Here is a 19541-nt window from a genome sequence, read left to right as displayed (position 1 = left end):
CGGTGTCCTCCAACATCCACCCCAGACGCTCCTTCGGGTACGCCGGGTCCACCGGCACGTAGGCCGCCCCCGCCTTCAGCACGCCCAGCAGCGCCACCACCATGTCCACCGAGCGCTCCAGGCACACGCCCACCAGCGACTCCGGAGCCACACCCAGCCCCCTCAGGTGGTGCGCCACCTGGTTGGCCCGAGCGTCCAGCTCCCGGTACGTCAGCCGCTCCGACTCGAACGACACCGCCACCGCGTCCGGCGTGCGCTCGACTTGCGCTTCGATGAGCTCCGTCAGCGTGTCGGACGGAGGCGCTTCGACGCGGGGATTCCAGCCGTGGAGCGCGTGCTGCCGCTCGGCCTCGCTCATCAACGGCAGGGTGGTCAGCGGCGCATCCGGCGCCTCCACCATTCCGCGAATCACGTGCTCCAGATGGCTCAGGAGCCGGTCCGCCGTCTCCGCATCGAACAGGTCCGCGGAGTACTTGCAGCCAATCAGCAGGCCTTCAGGGCGGTGCGTCGCCTCGAAGGTCATGTCCAGCTCGGCGGTGTGGTTGTCCACCAGGGACACGTCGAGCGTCAGCCCGCCTCGAACGGACAACGCGCGCGGCAGCTCGTAGTCGTCGAGGATGAACCCCACGTTGTACAGCTCGCGCCGCTCCGCGCCAGGCTGTTGCACGGCCGCGAGAATCTGCTCGAACGGCACGTACCCATGCGCGAGCGCCCCCAGCATCCGCGACTTCACCTCGGAGAGCATGTCCGCGGACGTCGCGGCTTCGGGCAGGCGGACCCGCAACGGGATGAAGTTGGTGCAGTCGCCCATCAGCTCGCGAGTGCCCGCCACGTCACGGCCGGAGATGACGGTGCCCACGACGAAGTCGGACTGGCCGCTCCAGCGGTGCAGTACCGTGGCCAGCGCGGACATCACGCTCATGAACGGCGTGGCGCCCTGGCGCCGTCCCAGCGCATGCAGCCGGGCCATGAGCGACGCGGGGAGCAGGCGCAGGCGACGAGCACCGTGGACGGACAAACGCTGCGGCCGGGCTCGGTCGGTGGGCAGGGCCAACAACTGGGGCGCGCCGGACAGCGTCTCCTTCCACCACGTCAGCTCCGTGGTGAGCGCATCCGGCGTGAAGTACGCGCGCTGCCACGCGGCGAAGTCTCCGTACTGGAACTCCGGCTCCGCCAACGGCGACGGCCGGCCCTCCACGAACGCGCCGTAGAGGGCCGCCAGCTCGCGCATGAACAGCGCGACGGACGTGCCGTCCACCACCAGGTGGTGCAGGACGGCCAGCAGGACGTGGTCCTCCGGCCCGAAGCGCAGCAGGGAGCACCGCACCAGCGGGCCTGCCTCCAGGTCCATGGGGCGTTGCGCGTCGAGCACTGCCTGGGCTTCGAGCGTCGCCTGCCGCGCGTCACCGCTCACGCCCGTGAAGTCCAGGCACGGCAGGGAGACGGGGCCCGCCGCCTGCACGCGCTGAAGCAGCGCGCCATCACGGGACGCGAAGCGGGTGCGCAGCACTTCGTGCCGGCGCAGCACCTCCGACAGGGCCCGTTCCAGCGCCGCCACGTCGAGCGTCCCGCGCAGCGTCAGCGCCACCGGAATCTGGTTCGACGTCCAGGTTGGGTCCAGTTGGAGGAGGTACCACAGCCGCTCCTGTGTGAAGGAGGCGGGGGTGGGCGCGTCACCAGCGGGACGGCGCTGGAGCGGGGGCAACCGGCGCCCCGTGCCCTCCGCGGACACCGACTCCGCCAGCGACCGCAGACTCAGGTCCTGCAACAGCGCGGCGATGGAGACGCGCACCCCCAGCCGCTTCTCCACGCGGCCCTGGAGGTCGGCGGCCCCCAGCGAGTCCAGGCCCAGCAACGTCAGCGGCGTGCTGGCGTCCTGTCCAACGGCCTCGGCGCCGAGCACCGCCACCAGTTCCTCACGCAGCGCCGTCTCCAGCGCCTCCTGGGAGAGCGCGGGCTGGATGGCCGGAGCCGGCGCGGGCAGGGACGCGGGCCCTGAGATGCCCCCCGTCCCGCTGCGCCACACGATGGGCAGCTCGCCGGACACCAGGGCGGCACGGCAGGCGAAGCGCTGGATCTTCCCGCTCGACGTCTTCATCACCGAGCCAGGCGGCAGCAGCGCCAGCGTGTGCGGCTGGACCTGAAGCTCCGCGACAATGGCCTTCCGCAGCGTGTCCGCCACGGCGCCCAGCGCGGCCGGGTCCGAGCCCTCCGCCAGGTCTCGCGACACCTCCGCGACCACCGCCAGGGCCTCGCCCTCCGGAGTCTCGATGGCGAACGCCGCGATGCAGCCGGGACGCACCTTGCGGTGTGCCCGCTCCACGATGCTCTCCACGTCCTGCGGATACAGGTTCCGGCCCCGCAGGATGATGAGGTCCTTGCGCCGGCCGGTGACGATGAGCTGCCCGTCCTCCAGCAGCAGCCCCAGGTCGCCGGTGCGCAGGTACTTCGGACCGGCCTCCGCGCCCACCGGGACCGCCTGGAAGATGTCCACGCTGTCCTCGGGCTTGCGCCAGTAGCCCTGCGCGACACTTCCACCGGAGACCCAGATTTCGCCTACCTGGCCCGGCGCGCGTGGCACGCGCGACTCCGGGTCCACGATCAGCAGCCGCTGCTCGGCCAACGTGGAGCCGCAACCGATATGGGTCCTCGACCCCTCGGAGCCGGGCTCGACGCGGACCGCCTGCCCGCGGCCCAGCGCGGCGTCCTGCAGGACGTGCACCCGCGGCACGCGGCCCTTCTCCTCACCCGTGACGATGAGCGTGCCTTCGGCCAGTCCGTAGCAGGGGTAGAAGGCTTCGCGGCGGAACCCACTGGGCGCGAACACCTCCGCGAAGCGATCCAACGTGGCGGCGCGAATCGGCTCCGCGCCGCAGAAGGCCACGTCCCAGGCCCGCAGGTCGAGCGCCTGGATGTCCTCGGGCGTGGCCCGCCGCGCACACAGCTCGAACGCGAAGTTGGGTCCACCGCTGATGGTGCCGCCAAACCGGGACACGGCCTCCAGCCAGCGCATGGGCCGCTGGAGGAAGGACATGGGCGACATGAGCGTCACGGGGAAGCCCGCGAACAGCGGCTGGAGGATGCCTCCGATGAGGCCCATGTCGTGGTACGGCGGCAGCCAGATGACGCCCGAGCTTCGCGGCCCCGTCTGGAAGGCGCCGGCAATCAGCCCCAGGTTGTGAATCAGGTTGGCGTGGCTGAGCATCACGCCCTTGGGCGTGCCCGTGGAGCCAGACGTGTACTGGAGGAACGCCAGCGTGTCCGGGCTCACCTGGGGCTCAATCCACGACGACTCACCGCCCGCGGGCAGCTCATCCGTCGCCAGCCACTTCAGCGCCCGGAAGTCCGGCGCCTGTTCGAAGACGAAGTCCGCGAGCGAGAGGATGCCGGACGTGGTGAGCACCACCGTGGCCTCGGCGTCCTGGATGATGGCGCGAAGGCGGGGCAGGGTGCGCTCCAGCCGCACCGGGTCCGGCGGATAGGCGGGCACCGCCACCGCACCCGCGTAGAGGCAGCCGAAGAAGCCCGCCACATAGTCCAGCCCCGGCGGGTACAACAGCAACACACGCTGGCCCTGCGCGCCCTGTGCCTGTAACAGCGCGCCAATGCGCGCCGCCTGCACGTGAAGCTCCCTCGCGCTCAGCGAGGCTTCCTCACCGTCTGAATCGCCGAGAAAGGCGTACTGTTTCCGGTGCGCCGTCTCGCTGAAGGCGCGTTGGGTCAGGACTTCGAGGAGGGTTCGCGGAGTCTCGTGCATGGGAGCGCGCTCGTCTGTCCGGAAGGAAGCGAGGCGCTACATAGCAGGCAAATCCGACCATCTAGGAGCTTGCCAGATTCACCGGAAAATTCTCGAAACCACACATGACATGGAGTGCGAGCAGGGCGTGTAGCACACGCTTTCAGGCTCTTCCGAACAGCCCCTTGAGCCACTCCATGAAACCCCTCTGCTTGGGTGCAACAGCCACACTGGCAGCGGAAATCGAAGACACAGGCGCCGACGAAGCGGGCCGAACGAGCACGGGCCGCGCGGCCGACGCGGCGGCCGCCGTGGCGATGGGCACCTTCACCGGAGCGGATGGCCCCGTGGCCGTGGCGCCCGCGTGGCCCGCGCTCCGTGCCGCGGCTGCCGGACCCGACGCCATCTCCGACTCGAGCTGTGCCAGCCGCGCCTTCACGGCCTCCGGGGTGTCGCGCGTGGTGAAGGTGCTCGTCACCTCGCGGCCTGACGAGGCCTCGCGCGCGGTGACCTTCAGCAGCGATTCGTTGCTGACCTCGAAAGTGACGTTCACCTGCACGGCGCCACGCGGGAGCTTCGGCAGGCCCTCCAGCTTCAGCGTGCCCAGGTACTCGTTGTCAGCGGCCTTGTCGGAGTCGCCCTGGAACACCGTGAGCTCCAGCTCCGTCTGGCCGTCGCGGTGCGTGGCCAGGGTGTAGCTCTTGGTGGACGGCAGCGACGTGTTGCGCTCCATCACCGCCTTGAAGCGGCCACCGGGCAGCCCCACGCCAATGGCCATGGGCAGCACGTCGATGAGCACCACGCCTTCCAACTGCCCCAGGCTGTGCGCCAGCAGCGCCGCGCCCAGCGCCACGGCCTCGTCCGGGTGCACGCCCTTGCTGGGCGGCTTGCCGAAGAACTTCGTGATCTTCTCGTGCACCAGCGGGAAGCGGCTCTGTCCGCCGACGAGGATGACCTCGTCGATGTCCTGCGGCGTCACCTTCTTCGCGCGGAGGACCTCCTCGCAGACCTGGAGGGTGCGATCCACCAACCCCTCCGTCAGCTCCACCAGCTTCTGCCGCGAGAGCATGACGTCCAGGTCGCACGGCTTGTTGTCGATCATCGTCACGAACGCGACGTGCACCCGCACCTCCGAGCGCTCCGACAGCGCGCACTTGGCGCGCTCGGCCGCGTCGTTGATGCGCTGCAGGGCCACCCGGTCCCCCTGGAAGGCGCGGCCCGTGGTCTTCTGGAACTCGTCCAGGAGGTACGTGACGAGGGAGGAGTCGAAGTCGATGCCGCCCAGGAACGTGTCGCCGCCGGTGGAGATGACCTCGTAGACGTTGTCGTTCAGCTCCAGCACCGACGCGTCGAAGGTGCCACCGCCCAGGTCATAGACGAGCACGCGCTGGTTCAACTTGCGGCCGTAGCCATAGGCCAGCGCCGCCGAGGTGGGCTCATTGAGGATGCGCTCGATGTACAGGCCCGCCAGCTTCCCGGCCTCGCGCACCGCCTGGCGCTGGTTGTCGTTGTAGTAGGCGGGGACGGTGACGACCGCGCGGGACACCGAGTGGCCCAGCTGGTTCTGCGCCACCTCCCGGACCTCCCGGAGGATGAGCGCGGAGATCTGTTGGAGCGTGTAGACGTGCTCGCCCAGCTTCACGCCCGCGTCGCCGTTCTCACTGGCGGCGATCTCATAGTGGAAGCGGTCCTTGAGCTGCTCCACCACCGGGGACGCGAAGGGCCGGCCCATCAGCCGCTTGGCGCCGTACACCGTCTGGCGCGGATTGGTGAGCATCTGCCCCTTGGCGGGGTGGCCCACCACCAGCTTGCCGCGCGTGTTGACGGCGATGATGGAGGGCACCGTGTTGTGGCCCTCGCGGCTGGGCAGCACGCCCGGCTTGCCGTTGCGGACGTAGGCCGCGCACGAGTTCGTCGTCCCCAGGTCGATGCCGATGACGACACCGGCGCGCTTCGGCTCCTCCGAGCTGAGGTTCAACGCCGCGTTGGAGATCATCCGCGGCGGCGCGGCGGCGGCCTCGGCTGAGGCGCTGCCTGGCACGGGGGCCGACGCGTAAAGCTCGGAGGCGAGGGCGACGGGCGCCTGCTCCGCGGGTGTGACGGTGTAGTCCGGCGGCCCTACATTGGGGGGGACCGGGGGGACATCCGACTGGGCGTGGGGCAGGGTGACGACCAGCGAATCCAGGAACCGGCGGGTGGGCGGATCCGCGCTCAGGAAGCGCAGGCCCATGCCGAGCACGCCCTGGCCGCCCTGACCTGTGACGTAGTGAACGACGGCCGCCGCGTGGATGATGCGCTCCCCGCCCGCCAGCTTGAGGTCCAGGGTGACGGCCGTCCCCGGTGGCTTCACCGCGCGTGCGCGCAGGTAGATGCCACCCCGGGTCACATTCGGGCCGTACTTCGCCAGGAACTCCTCGGGCGTCGCGAAGGGCAGCTTCACGACGAGCCCGACCGCCGCCTGATTCGATTCCGTCAATGCCCGGTTCCTGAGACGAGAGGGGATACTGGGTTGCGATTATCGCCCGAACTCCGAGGGAACGGGCGTCAAAATCTGAGCCCTTCCCCGTTGCGCCGGGGCAGCGTACCTCGTATGGAACCGCACCCGCGGGCTGTGGTGCCCCGCGGGCACCTGCCCACGGGAGCGCCGCTCATGCTCAACCCCGATATCCGGCTCGCCCTCACTTTCGACGACGTCCTGCTGGTCCCGGGCGAGAGCTCGGTCGTCCCCAAGGACGTCGACCTGACGACCCGGCTCACTCGCAATCTCCGTCTCAACATCCCCCTCCTGTCGGCGGCCATGGACACCGTCACGGAGTCCCGGACCGCCATCGCCATGGCCCAGGAGGGCGGGATTGGTGTCATCCACAAGAACATGACGCCCGAGCAGCAGGCGCTCGAGGTCCTCAAGGTCAAGAAGTTCGAAAGCGGCATGGTGGTGGACCCGGTCACCATCGAACCGGAGGCCCCCCTGGGCCGCGCGCTGGAGCTGATGCGCATTCACGGCGTGTCCGGCATCCCGGTGGTGAAGGGCCAGCGGCTGGTAGGCATCGTCACCAGCCGCGACGTGCGCTTCGAGACCAACTTCACCCAGAAGGTGGAGTCGATGATGACGCGCAAGCTCGTCACCGGCCGCGAAGGCATCACGCAGGAAGATGCGCAGAAGCTGCTGCACGAGCACCGCATCGAGAAGCTCCTCGTCGTCAACGACGCCTTCGAGCTCAAGGGCCTCATCACCATCAAGGACATCGAGAAGCGCCGCACGCACCCCAACGCGGCCAAGGACAGCATGGGCCGCCTGCTGTGCGCCGCCGCCGTGGGTGTGTCCGCGGACCGCGAGGCCCGCGTGGAGGCGCTCATCAAGGCCGGCGTGGACGTCATCGTCGTGGACACCGCGCACGGTCACTCCACCGCGGTGCTGGATGGCGTGCGTGACACCCGGAAGAACTTCCAGGGCTTCGAGCTCATCGCCGGCAACGTCGCCACCGCCGAGGCCACCCGCGCGCTCATCCAGGCCGGCGTGGACGCGGTGAAGGTGGGCATCGGCCCCGGCTCCATCTGCACCACCCGCGTGGTGGCCGGCGTGGGCGTGCCCCAGGTCACGGCCGTGGATGACTGCGTCCGCGAGGCCCAGAAGCACGACGTGCCCGTCATCTCCGACGGCGGCATCAAGTACTCGGGCGACATCGTCAAGGCGCTGGCCGCGGGCGCCAACACGGTGATGGTCGGCTCGCTCTTCGCAGGCACCGAGGAGTCCCCGGGCGACGTCATCCTGTACCAGGGCCGCAGCTACAAGAGCTACCGCGGCATGGGCAGCCTGGGCGCCATGAAGCAGGGCGCCAAGGACCGCTACTTCCAGGCGGACGTGGAGGCCGTGAAGCTGGTGCCCGAGGGCATCGAGGGCCGCGTGCCGTACAAGGGCACCCTGGCGATGAACGTCCACCAGATGCTGGGCGGCATCCGCAGCGGCATGGGCTACGTGGGCTGCCGCACCATCGACGAGCTGCGCACCCGGGCCACCTTCGTCCGCATCACCTCGGCCGGGCTCAAGGAGAGCCACGTGCACGACGTCATCATCACCGAGGAGGCGCCGAACTACCGCGTCGGGTAGTCCGGAGGGCGCCAGGGGCGCGGGGGCCCGTCCTCCCGCGCCGCGTCCCGAGGTCATGAAAAAGGGCCCGCGCCGCTCGGCGGGGCCCTGGGTGTCCAGCCAGGAACGGCCTTACCGGCCGCGCTTGCGGCCACCACCCGACGCGGGGGCGGACTCATCGGCCGCGGGGGTCGACGGGGCCACGCGCTTCTCCGCGGCGTTCACCTGGTTGAGCAGCGTGTCCTTGTCATCCGGCTCCAGCGTCTCAATGGCCTGGCGCAGGGTGTTGAAGTCGAGCCGGGCGATGGTGACGGTGTTGCCGCCCTTGATTTCCTGGACGGTGGGCACGCCCACCAGCTCCCGCATGTAGGTCTCGAACTCCACCCGGACGTCGGCCGTCTGCTGGATGCAGTTGTCCTTGGCGTTGACCAGGTGCTGGGTGCCCTCTCGGTAGCTCAGGTCCGGGTTGCGGTTCATCGCATCCTCGAACGTGGCGGTCCGCTTGCGGAGGGAGGAGTACAGCTCGATGTAGTCCACCAGCCGGTCCGTCTCTGGCCGGTTCACATTGCGTGCCTTGATGAGCGCCTCGGTGGAGTCCTCACAGGTGAGCTTCTCCAGCTCGGCCGCACCCGGCATCTCCTTCGCGGAGAGATTCTGGGTTTCGCGGTCCAGCCGCTCATCCGAGGAGATCTCCTTCACGCATCCGGTGGCGGACAGCAGGAGTAGGGTCGCAGCAGCGGTAGGGGCGGACAGGCGGCGGAGCATCCAGGCCTCGAACAATTGAAGGTACTTGGGCGTTGTATTCCGGAAGTTTGTAGCGATAAGGGCCCCCAGCCGTCAACGACGCCCCTCTTGGAGACCCCCAGGTGGACCTGCACGCCGAAAAAATCCTGATCCTCGATTTCGGGAGCCAGTACACCCAGCTCATCGCCCGGCGCGTCCGGGAGCTGGGCGTCTACTGCGAAATCCACCGCCCGGACCTCCCGGAGGAGGACATCCGCAAGTACGCTCCCCGCGGCATCATCCTCTCTGGAGGCCCGGCGTCCGTGGAGGCCCCGGACTCCCCCCGGTGCGACCCGTTCGTCTTCGAAGCCGGCGTCCCCGTGCTGGGCATCTGCTACGGCCTCCAGCTCACCGCCAAGCTGCTGGGCGGCAAGATTGACCGGAGCGCCCACCGCGAGTTCGGCAACGCGGAGGTGGAGGTGCTGGCCCGCCGCGGCCCCTTCGCCGAGTTCACCCCTGGGGACAAGGTCCAGGTCTGGATGAGCCACGGCGACCGGGTGGAGGCGCTGCCCCCCGGCTTCGAGGCCATCGGCCGCAGCGGCAATTCGCCCTTCGCCGCCACCGCCCACACGACGAAGCCCTGGTTCGGCGTCCAGTTCCACCCGGAGGTGGTCCACACGCCGCAGGGCAAGGCCATGCTGCGCGCCTTCGTCTTCAACGAGTGCAAGGTCAGCGGCTCGTGGACGATGAAGGGCTTCATCGACGAGGCCGTGGGCACCATCCGCCGCCAGGTGGGTGAGCACGGCCGGGTCATCTGCGCGCTGTCCGGCGGCGTGGACAGCTCCGTGGCCGCGCTGCTGCTGCACCGGGCCATTGGCCCCCGGCTCCAGTGCATCTTCGTGGACAACGGGGTGCTGCGGCAGAACGAGCGCGCCCAGGTGGAGGCGCTCTTCGTGGACCGCTTCCACGTCCCGCTGAAGACGGTGGATGCCCGCCAGCGCTTCCTGGACAAGCTGGCCGGGGTGACGGACCCGGAGAAGAAGCGGAAGATCATCGGCCGCGAGTTCATCGCCGTGTTCGAGGAGGCCTCGCGCGACGTGCAGGACGCGGAGTTCCTGGCCCAGGGCACGCTGTACCCGGACGTCATCGAGTCCGTGTCGTACAAGGGCCCCTCCGTCACCATCAAGAGCCACCACAACGTGGGCGGCCTGCCGGAGACGATGAAGCTCAAGCTGGTGGAGCCGCTGCGCGAGCTCTTCAAGGACGAGGTCCGCGCCCTGGGCCGCGAGCTGGGGCTGCCGGATGAGATGGTGTCCCGCCAGCCATTCCCCGGCCCGGGGCTGGCCATCCGCGTCCTGGGTGAAGTCACCGAGCAGCGCCTGGAGCTGGTGCGGCGCGCGGATGCCATCGTCCAGGAGGAGATTCGCAGCGCCGGCCTCTACAAGGAGGTGTGGCAGGCCTTCGCGGTGCTGCTGCCGGTGCAGAGCGTGGGCGTCATGGGCGACGAGCGCACCTACGAGTCCACCTGCGTGCTGCGCGCCGTCACCAGCGTGGACGGCATGACGGCGGACTGGGCCCGGCTGCCGTTCCCCGTGCTGGAGCGCATCTCCACGCGCATCACCAACGAGGTGCGCGGCATCAACCGCGTCGCCTACGACATCTCGTCCAAGCCCCCCGCGACCATCGAATGGGAGTAGGGCGGCAGGGCGTTTGACGCCCTGACGCGAAAGAGGCTGCCCGGTTCATGTGCCGGGCAGCCTCTTCGTGTTTCAGGGGCCCTGGCCGACCGCGCCGGGGCCCCCATCTTCGCCCGAAGGCTCTACTTCGCCGGGCTGGCCTTCACGGACGGGAGCTTGGTGCTGCCGGGACGCAGCTCCTCGAGCAGCCGCGTGGCGCCGTAGATCTTCGTCAGCGACTCGATGATGGCCTGGCTGTGGACGCTGACCGAGCGGTTGACGCTCTCGTCGAAGCCGTACTCGCCGCCCAGGGACTGGATGTTGCCGTCGAACACGATGCCGACGATCTCCGCGTCCTTGTTGATGACCGGCGAGCCGGAGTTGCCACCGATGATGTCGTTGGTGGAGACGAAGTTCATCGGCGTGGTGCCGTCCAGCGACTTCTCGTTCTTCAGCCAGGACTTCGGCAGCGCGAAGGGCTCCTCACCCGTGGCGTGCTCGAAGGTGCCCGCCATCTGGGTGATGGGGCTGATCTGCTTGCCGTTCTCCGAGTAGCCCTTCACCGAGCCGTAGGACAGGCGAAGGCTGAACGTCGCGTCCGGGTACTGGTTGGTGCCGTAGATTTCGAACTTGGACTTGGCCACCAGCTCGCTGTTCTTGCGGATGACGGACTCGACGTTCTCCTCGTACGTCTTGCGGATGGCGCGCATGTCCGGGTCCACCGCGACGGCCAGCTGAATCATCGGGTCCTTGGAGGCCGCGATGGCCGCCTTGCCGCCCTTGTAGAGCGCCTGGCGGACCTTCACGTCACGCAGCTTGGTGCCCTTCACCAGCCGGGCGGCCAGCTTCTCCGGGGACTCCTTGCCCAGCACCTTCTTCACGAAGGGGTGGTCCGAGCCCAGCTCCTCGCGCATCTTGGTGAGGCCGAACGTCAGGCGGGCAATCTCCAGCTCCGGGTAGACGGGAGCCGGGCTGAACAGCTGGGCCTCCAGCGCCGGGACGTTGGCCTGGTTGAACTCACGCAGGCGCTCGCCGTTCGCCTTGGGGAGCTCCTCGGCGCCGCGCACCAGCGTGCGGGCCACCTGGAAGAGCGTGGAGGACAGGCCGCCGCCGTTCTCCATGAACGTCAGGTCCTGACGGATGTTGCGCAGCTGCGCCTGGGCCTTGGCGATCTCATCCCACGCCGCGGCGTACTTCTTCTTCATCTCCGGGTTGGCTTCGACCTTCTTGCGCAGGTCCTGCTCCGCGGCGACCTTCTGCGCGAAGAACGTCTTGTCCAGCAGGGCCTCGTGACGGCCCTTGAGCGCCTTCACCGAGTTCTCCACGCCGAACAGCAGGTTGGTGGAGATGCGGCGCTGCTCGGCGCCACGGCGGCCGAACTCCGTCAGCATGCCGCGCATCTCGGAGAGCGTCATCAGCGTCTTGGGCAGCACCACGTCACGCTGAAACTCCAGCTCCGCGATGGTGAGGCCACGCGAGGTGCGGCCCGGGTGGCCGGAGATGAAGGTCAGCTCGCCTTCCTGGGCGCCCTTGTCGGACCACTTGAAGAAGTTGTTCGTCGTCGCCGGCTTGCCGTCCTCGTAGACGCGCAGGAACGTCACGTCGAGGTCGTAGCGGGGGAACTCGAAGTTGTCCGGGTCGCCGCCGAAGAACGCGATGGCGTGCTCGGGCGCCATCACCAGGCGGACGTCCTGGAAGCGCTTGTACTCGTAGAGGTTGTACTGGCCGCCCTGGTACAGGGTGACCACGTCACAGCGCGCCTTGGCGTTGCCGGCGGAGCAGGCCTGCTCCAGCTCGGACATCTTCGCCTTCAGCGTGTCCGCGTACTTCTTGCCAGTCAGGCCCTGCGTGGCCTTGTTCAGCGTCTCCGTGACGTCGGTGATCTTGACCAGCTGGTTGATCTCCATCGCCGGACACTGGGTCTCCTCGCCCTGCGTCTTCGCGTAGAAACCGTTGGCGATGTAGTCCTTCTTCGCCGTGGAGAGCTGGTCGATACAGCCGCGCGCGCAGTGGTGATTCGTCATCACCAGGCCGTTGGCGGACACGAAGCTGGCAGAGCATCCACCCGCCAGACGCGCCGAGGACAGGCGCACGTTGTCCAGCCACTGCTGGGAAGGCTCGAAGCCGTACTTCTCCTTCACCTTCGCGGAGGGAAAGTTGTTGTAGGTCCACATACCCTCGTCGGCCATCGCGGGAGCCGCGCCGAGGAGGGTGGCAATCACGAACAAACGCTTCATGAAACGGTCCTTTCCAGGGCCAGGAGTGTCGCGGTTCTGCGGGAAGCTCCTGGCTGGGTCAAGCCAGTAAAAAACAGGGAAGATTTCCCGAGGAACCCAACATGCAAGCAGGCTTCTGATTCCCGCCGCCAGAGGTTGGATTCCGAGGAGAAACCGACCTTGAACCAGGCCCATCAAGGAACAACGTGACGCGGAGGAAAAAGTCGCATTCGCGTCTGGATTTCCCGTCAACGCGACGTGTCATCCGGCTGCGTTCCATGACTGGGATTCCGCATCCCGCCTCTGGGACGCGGAAGTCCCGAGTTCATTCCTTCCGAAGCGCCTGGAGCGGGTCCATCCGTATCGCCCGCCGGGCCGGAATCCAGCAGGCGAGCAACGCCACGGCTGCCAGCAGCGCGGCCACGGCCCCGAACGTCCACGGATCTCGCGCGCTGACGCCGTGAAGCTGGCTTGCGAGCACCTGGGACAGGCCCCACGCCGCCCCAAGTCCCACGCCGAGGCCCACGGCCGTCATGCCCGCGCCCTGGCCCAGGACGAGCCGAAGCACGTCCGCGGGCCGGGCACCGAGCGCCATCCGGACGCCCAGCTCCCGCGTGCGCTGCACGACCCGGAGCGAGATGACCCCGTAGAGGCCGTAGGCGGCGAGCAGGACGGCAAGGACGGCAAAACCGCCGAGCAGCCCCAGGACGAGCCTGCGCATCGCCAGGGATTGCGAGATGACCTGCTCCAGGGTGAGCGCCCGGTAGACGGGCACGGTGCCATCCACGCGGCGGATGGCCTCCTGGATGGCCGGCAGCAGCGTCTCTGGCTGCACCGAGGTGCGCGCGACCAGGACGAGCCCATCATCGCCCCAGGGCCTGCCATGGGGGAGGTGGAACTCGGCGAGCGGTTCCCGCTCCAGTCCCGCCTGGCGGACATCGCCCACGACGCCGACGATGGTGTACGGCGTCGCCCCGATGCGCAGCCGCTGGCCCAGGGCACCTCCTGCCGGGAAGTGCCGGCGGGCCAGGGTTTCGTTGACGATGACCACGCCGGGCTGGTCCGGCGCGGCGTCCAGGGCCGTGAAATCGCGCCCCTGCCGCAAGGGGATGCCCATGGCGGCGAAGTACCCCGGGCTGGTGGCGCGGCGCTCGGCGCGAGGCTCGTCGCCGGGCTCTGGCAGAGGAGCTCCTTCGATTTGGTACCGAGCGTTGTTCCAGGCCCGCTGGATGGGGAGCACGGATGTCATGCCCGCCGCGGTGACGCCCGGGAGCGCGCGAACCGCCTCCAGCACCGGCTCCAAGAGCCGTCCCGGCAGCTCCGCGTCCAGGGCGCCGCCCTTGAAGAACCGGTCGTCTGGGATGGACAGGTGCAGCGTGAGTACCTGGCCGGGGGCAAGTCCGGTGGAAGTCCCCAGCAGGTGCAGGAAGCCGCGTCCGAGCAGGCCCGCGCCGACGAGCAGCACCAGCGAGAGGGCGATCTCCACAACCACCAGCGAGGCCCCCAGGCGACGGCCAAAGCCCGGCACCGTGCTGCCATCGCCCGCGGCGGCGAGCCCGCCACGGACATCCAGCCGGGAGACCTGGAGGGCTGGAAGCAGCCCGAAGGCCAGGCCGCTGACGCTGGTGATTCCGAGGAGGAACAGGAAGGCCGTGCCGTCCAATGCGATGTCCTGACGCCGGGGCAGGCTCTCCGGTGCCAGGGCCAGCAGCGCGTCCAGGCCCCAGCGCGCCAGCAAGGCCGCCAGCATGCCGCCCAGGAACGCCAGCAGGAGGCTTTCGACCAGGAGCTGCTGGACGACCCGGGCCCGGCCAGCGCCCAGGGCCAGACGAACGGCCAGTTCGCGCCGCCGGGTGCCCGCGCGGGCCAGCAGCAGATTCGCGACGTTCATGCACGCGATGAGGAGCACCAGGGCGACGGCCCCCAGCAGGACCTGGAGCGGCGCCCGCCAGGACTGCGTCTGGCTTTCCTCGAGCGGAATGACCCGGGCGCTCCGGTCCCGGTGGGATTCCGCCTGGGCCGCCGCGGAGTTCGCGGCGACTTGCTTCAACTGGGCCTCGGCGGAGGCCCGCGAAACGCCTGGCGCCAGCCGGGCCCGGAGGGTCAGCACCGTGAACCGGGTCCGAGCGGCGGCGTCCGGCGGAGCCACCAGGGGCAACCACACATCGGTGGATGCATCGAAAGACGCGGGCATCACGCCAATGACGGTGTGGGCCAGGCCATCCAGGCTCACGGAACGGCCGAGGACGCCTGGGTCGGCGCCAAGACGGGCGCGCCAGAGGCGCTCGCTGAGGACCGCGACCGGGGCCTGGCCGGGCAGGTCCTCGTCAGGCGCGAAAGTCCGGCCCAGCAAGGGCGGAACGCCATGAACCGTGAAGAAGTCAGCCGTTCCGCGAAGAGCCTGGAGGCGCTCAGGCGCATCCTGGGCCTGGAGGGTGACGCCGCCGCCTGTGAATGCCGCCATGTGTTCGAAGGCCGGGCTGTGTTGGCGCCAGGCCCAGAACGTGGGCCAGGACACCGGGCCGCCATAGCCCTGGGGGCGGAGCTCGACGAGGCTGACCAGCCGCTCGGGCTCCGCGTACGGCAGCGGCCGGAAGAGGACCCCGTGAACCACGCTGAAGATGACGGCGTTGGCGCCAATGCCCAGCGCCAGGCACAGCACGGCGGCGGCGACGAAGCCGGGTGAGCGGCGGAAGGTGCGGAGCGCGAAGCGAACATCCGCGGCGAGCGAATCGATGAAGGTCATGGCGGGGCGTCGGGAGTGGAACTCCTGCCGGATTCGACTGCAATCGACGGACCCGAAACCGGCCCGGACAGCCCAGAAACCAGGGCGGGGAACGGCCTGAATCGATCCCTGGTTCCGCGCCCGCTTAGTTTACATAACGCATGTTATCGGACCTTCTTTCAGAGGGAGAGGTCACGTCCTGGATGGTTATCCGCGAGCCCATTGCCGCCAACCCACGGCCCGGCTGGCCGCCCGGCACTCGGTGCTTTCCGGCGTCCATCCAGGCGCATACCGTGGCCGCCACATGCGTCTTCTTCGATTCGGACTCGTCGCCGCCACCTGCTGTGGCGCTCTCGTCCTCTCGGGCTGCCCGGACAAGCCGGCCGCCACCCCGGACTCGGGGGTCGCCGAGGTCCCCCAGGTCCCCGCGACGCCGCCGCCAACCCGGTTCTCGCTCAGCTACCAGGCGCCGCCCAGCGCTCCCGCCGCGGCCCCCATCAACGACGCGGGCGTTGCCGAGGACGCTGGAATCGCCACCACCGGCCTCACGGAGATCTCCCTGGCTCTTGATGACGCGACCCTCATTGAGCCCACGTCACGCCTGGAGCTCCGGACGTCCAGCCCGCTCAAGAACTACCGGGTCCGGCTATTCGACGAAGTCGACCGGGCCATGGTGTCCGATGACGACGTCGAGGAATCCGAAACCGGCCTCATCTACCGAATCCAGCTGCCGCAGCCGCTCAAGTCCGGCTTCAAGTACACCCTGGTCGTGGATGCCCAGACCGGAACCTCGTTCACCGACGGCCTGGGCCGTGACGTCGACGAGTTCCGCCAAACCCTTCAAATCGCTGGCGAAAAGGAAAAGCCAGCCCCTCCGCCCAAGCCCGCCGGCAAGAAGAAACGCCGTTGAGACCGGGCGGCCTGGGACTGGCTTTGAATCAGCGGTCCGCGACCGGCGGCAGCCCCAGCGAGCTATTCAGCTCCCGCAGCTTGGCCTGAATGAGCTGCATGTTCTGAGGCCCCATGCGCAGCAGATGCTTCTGCGCGGGGCTCAGGTCCTCGAACTCCGGCGCCGCATAGGCATACAGCGCGCCTTCGGAGACGACTTCCACCGGGCCTTCCTGCACGGGCACCTTGAGCAGATGTTGGACGGCCGCGCTCAAGGCGCTGCTGAATGTCTGTCCCGGCGGCGCAATCTCCGCGTGGGCCTGGTCAATCAGCGGCTTCAGCTCACGGTACACGCTGGCCGCGACCTGCGTGTCAACGGAGCCAATCACGCGGGCCACGGTGTCGTAGCGTGCGTAACTGGCCGGATCGATGACCGTCGTGCCGTCCACCTGGGTCACCTGGAAAGCCCCCGTGGGCGCCAGGAACCCGAGCACCGTACGCGGGCTCGAGCCCTCCGCGATATTGCTCACCGCGGCTGCGAAGCGACGAACCAGGTCTTTTTCGCCCATCCACCGCGCGAGCTCGGGCTCAGGCGAAAGCCGACTCGCCAGGCTACGGACCTCGGCGTCCCGCTCCGGCAGCGATGTTTCGGGCATCGCCGGGGGCGCCGCAGCCGTCTCGCCAGCGGGCTCCATCGGAATTGCGGGCACCTCCGCGGGCAGTGACTCCTGACGCCGCAGACCGAAGTACGACGCCACCAACGCAAGGCCCGCCAGCCCCAAAACGACGGCCAGCGTCTTGCCCTTGGAGCTCTGAGCGGATTCGGGAACCTCGGCCGGCGGCGGATTCGTCGGGTCGTTCATTCATTCCTCCGTAGGTTGACCCTTCAACCTACAAACGCCTCCCCGGGTCATTCCACCAGACCGCAACACTTCGCACTCGCAGGTGTTCACCGTCCGGTAGTCGCGAATGCACGGCTGCGGCCAGGACTGTGCACTGGGCACAGTCACCCTGCCCGCTCAGTCGCCCTGCTCCATGGCCCGGACGCGAGCAAGGGTCTGGAGATCGCGCTCGGTGGGCCCCAACTCCAGGATGATGCGGCTCACGTCGTAAAGCACGTCGCCACGCTCGAAGACTGGCAGCCGGGGAACATCCTGGTTCAAGTCGTCGGCGCCGCGGTTGTACGCCACGTCCATCAGCGTCCGGAGCTGGAAGGCGTCGTACAGGTTGTACTCGACGAGGAACCGGAGGGCCTCTACATCGCCGCGGCGCTGGTACGCGCGCCACAGCAGCACCGCGTCGTAGCCATTCACGCCCTTCATGTGCGGCGGACGCTCGGCGCCAATCTTCCCTTCGATTTCCTTCAGGCCGCCGCCCATGCCCAGGCGCCGCGTCACGAACCGCAAGTCAATGTGCGCATCCGGTACCGGAAATCGCGCGGGGCCGAAGTAGTCACGCAAGACGGGCACGTCGAAGCACGAGCCGTTGAACGTCACCCACAGCCGCCGGGCCGCCATGGCCTCCGGCAGCGCGTCCATGTTCCGGCCCTGGATGAAGACATGAAGACCCTTCGAATCGAACAGGCTCACCACCGTGGGCGCCTGGGCCTCCCGGCCATCCGTCTCGATATCGAAATAGACGGCGTCGTCCTGGAACTCCGGGTACAGCCGCCAGTGCTCCCGGCTCGGAAGCAGCTCCGCGAGCTTGCGCAAGTCCCGGCGGGCCAGCGCGTCCTTCGCCTCGGCGATGCGCGCCCGGGCCACGTCGTCGGACTTCCGGTTGAGCGCAACCCCCTGGCCAGCTTCCGGAAAGTCATCCCAGGTGCGGATGCCGCGGGACCACAGGTCCTTCTCCCGCCAGGGACCGACATTTGGGATGTGCTGGAACGTCCGCTGCAGCATCAATCGAGCGCGCCCAACCTTCCCGCCACCAGGTCGTCCAGGAGCGGGATGTCCGCCTCGCAGAACGGCAGTGACTGCATCTGCGCCGGCGTGTGGAACGCCAGCGCGTGGGCGCCCAGGGGCTGGGGCTCGCCCGAGACGATCCGGGCCAGGAACAACACCAGCTCCACCGTCAGGTCCGGATAGGTGTGCTGGCCCTCCCAGAGCCGCCGGCCCACGACGAGCTCCACGTCCAGCTCCTCGCGACACTCACGGGCCAGCGCGGCCTCGTCCGTCTCCCCGGCCTCCACCTTGCCGCCGGGGAACTCCCACAGCAAGGCGCGGCTTCCACCGGGGAGCCGCTGCTGAACCAGGAACTGGCGTCCATCCTCCGGCCGCGGAATCAGCGCCGCCACCACGCGGACCGTCCTGCGAGCCGGAGCCGTCACCCGTCAATCCCGTTCATGTCCAGGGAGTACAGGTAGCCGTTGTTCGACAGCACGAACAACTGCCTGCCCGCCGCGAAAGGCGGCGCGGTGATGCCACTCCCGGGGTTCCACGACACGCGCGAGCGCCCCGTCTTGGGCTCCAGGAACAGCAGCGCGTTGGACGTGGGCACGAGCAGCATTCCCTGGGCGAACACCGGAGCGAAGGCCGCCCGTTCCCCCAGGGAGTGCGACCAGAGGAGCCGTCCCGTCTCCGCCAGGTAGGCATCCACCCGGCCGTCACCGGCGGCGAAGAGCACCTGTCCGCTGATCAGCAGCGACGTCATGCCAGCCACGGAGTTGTTCCACACCAGGTCGCCGGACTCGGACTCGAGCGCGAAGATGCCGCTCTTGTACGACGTGACGTAGAGCTGCCCGTTCGCGTCCATCACCGGGCTGCTGTCCACATCCAGGAACTCGGAGCCGGCGCCGGACAGCGAGCGCTCCCAGGTGACGCCGCCGTCGTCGACGCTGAGCGCCACCACGAAGCCGTCCGAGAAGCCGACGTAGGCCACGCCTTCGCGCACCAGGGGCCGCGAAGCGCCGCGGACGGTGAAGCCGGTGGGCGGATCCCGGCGGTACTGCCAGGCCCACTGCCCATCCGCGATCTTCACCGCGAAGAGCGTGTCGCTCTCCGAAGCCACGAGCACCAGGCCATTCGCGACCACGGGCACCGTGGCCAGGGCCTCGCCCGCGACGTATTTCCACTTCTCCTCGCCCGAGGCCGCGTCCAGCGCGTACAGCACGCCGTCCCCGCCCGGAACATAGGCCACGCCGTCCACCACCCGGGCCCCGGCGTTGAAGCGGCTGCCCGTCTTGTACTTCCACTTCACCTGGCCGCCGGGCCCCACGCCGCGGGCGAATCCGTCCCGCGTGAGCGCGATGGTCGTCCGGCTGACGGCATCATAGGCCGGCGTCGCCGTCTCTCGCGGCCCGTACTCCAGCGTCTGCGGGGGCGCGAGCGGCGCCCACCAGTTGACGGAGAAGTACTCCAGCGGCGTGTTCGACGGCGGCCGGGGCAACTCCGGATTGCCGTAGTACCGCACGCCACTGCAGCCGCCCAGAAGCCCTGCCGCCACGGCGCCACCCAGCCAACGCTTCCAGCTCACGAGCCGCATCGTCATG

12 protein-coding genes are annotated in these 19541 nt (G+C 68.9%); 3 read left to right on the top strand and 9 right to left on the bottom strand.

Annotated elements, in window-relative coordinates; all coding sequences use genetic code 11:
- Positions 1 to 3757 (bottom strand): AMP-binding protein (locus HNV26_RS15795; protein ID WP_171452825.1); only part of this gene is annotated, 3757 nt, incomplete at its 3' end.
- 142 nt (positions 3758 to 3899) lie between these two features.
- The gene (locus HNV26_RS15790; RefSeq protein ID WP_171441535.1) at positions 3900 to 6212 is read right to left on the bottom strand and encodes a TIGR02266 family protein; all 2313 of its coding nucleotides are present in this window, start codon (positions 6210 to 6212) and stop codon (positions 3900 to 3902) included.
- 174 nt (positions 6213 to 6386) lie between these two features.
- Between HNV26_RS15790 and guaB the strand changes: the two genes are divergently transcribed.
- Positions 6387 to 7844, top strand: coding sequence for an IMP dehydrogenase (gene guaB / locus HNV26_RS15785; RefSeq protein WP_171441536.1), 1458 nt, complete (start codon positions 6387 to 6389; stop codon positions 7842 to 7844).
- Positions 7845 to 7955: 111 nt separating this feature from the next.
- Here the strand turns inward: guaB and HNV26_RS15780 are convergent, their stop codons facing one another.
- Entirely contained in the window at positions 7956 to 8603 is a 648-nt protein-coding gene (locus HNV26_RS15780; RefSeq protein ID WP_140862888.1) for a hypothetical protein, read from the bottom strand.
- A gap of 86 nt (positions 8604 to 8689) precedes the next feature.
- Here HNV26_RS15780 and guaA point away from each other — a divergent pair, with 86 nt between their 5' ends.
- Positions 8690 to 10243 carry a glutamine-hydrolyzing GMP synthase gene (gene guaA, locus HNV26_RS15775; protein WP_171441537.1) on the top strand — a complete coding sequence of 518 codons (1554 nt, stop codon included), beginning with the start codon at positions 8690 to 8692 and terminating at the stop codon, positions 10241 to 10243.
- A 122-nt stretch (positions 10244 to 10365) separates the two neighbouring features.
- Here guaA and HNV26_RS15770 read toward each other — a convergent pair whose 3' ends face one another.
- Both HNV26_RS15770 and HNV26_RS15765 read right to left on the bottom strand, forming a co-directional pair.
- Positions 10366 to 12459: a S46 family peptidase gene (locus HNV26_RS15770; protein WP_171441538.1), complete on the bottom strand. Its 2094-nt coding sequence runs from the start codon at positions 12457 to 12459 to the stop codon at positions 10366 to 10368.
- A 304-nt stretch (positions 12460 to 12763) separates the two neighbouring features.
- Complete coding sequence (locus HNV26_RS15765) at positions 12764 to 15184, bottom strand: ABC transporter permease (protein WP_171441539.1); 2421 nt, start codon at positions 15182 to 15184, stop codon at positions 12764 to 12766.
- 283 nt (positions 15185 to 15467) lie between these two features.
- Here HNV26_RS15765 and HNV26_RS15760 point away from each other — a divergent pair, with 283 nt between their 5' ends.
- Positions 15468 to 16073, top strand: a complete 606-nt coding sequence (locus tag HNV26_RS15760; RefSeq protein ID WP_171441540.1) for a PHP domain-containing protein — start codon at positions 15468 to 15470, stop codon at positions 16071 to 16073.
- 28 nt (positions 16074 to 16101) lie between these two features.
- On the opposite strand, the gene HNV26_RS15755 is transcribed toward HNV26_RS15760, so the two are convergent.
- From HNV26_RS15755 to HNV26_RS15740, 4 genes are all read right to left on the bottom strand, one after another.
- On the bottom strand, positions 16102 to 16914 hold the full coding sequence (locus HNV26_RS15755) for a DUF3014 domain-containing protein (protein ID WP_171441541.1): 813 nt from the start codon (positions 16912 to 16914) through the stop codon (positions 16102 to 16104).
- A 156-nt stretch (positions 16915 to 17070) separates the two neighbouring features.
- Positions 17071 to 17952 (bottom strand): ribonuclease H-like domain-containing protein, encoded by an 882-nt coding sequence (locus tag HNV26_RS15750; protein ID WP_140862882.1) that lies wholly within the window; start codon positions 17950 to 17952, stop codon positions 17071 to 17073.
- Positions 17952 to 18380, bottom strand: a complete 429-nt coding sequence (locus tag HNV26_RS15745; RefSeq protein ID WP_171441542.1) for a (deoxy)nucleoside triphosphate pyrophosphohydrolase — start codon at positions 18378 to 18380, stop codon at positions 17952 to 17954. The genes HNV26_RS15750 and HNV26_RS15745 overlap by 1 nt, the downstream gene beginning before the upstream one ends.
- Positions 18377 to 19540 (bottom strand): outer membrane protein assembly factor BamB family protein, encoded by a 1164-nt coding sequence (locus HNV26_RS15740; RefSeq protein WP_171441543.1) that lies wholly within the window; start codon positions 19538 to 19540, stop codon positions 18377 to 18379. Before HNV26_RS15740 ends, HNV26_RS15745 begins: the two co-directional genes overlap by 4 nt.
- Between the last annotated feature and the right edge of the window lies 1 nt (position 19541).

The organism is Myxococcus xanthus (assembly GCF_013116825.1).
In the GTDB taxonomy this organism is placed as follows: domain Bacteria; phylum Myxococcota; class Myxococcia; order Myxococcales; family Myxococcaceae; genus Myxococcus; species Myxococcus xanthus_B.
The sequence above is the reverse complement of the archived record's forward strand: the minus strand, read 5'-3'. Positions and strand labels throughout refer to the sequence as shown.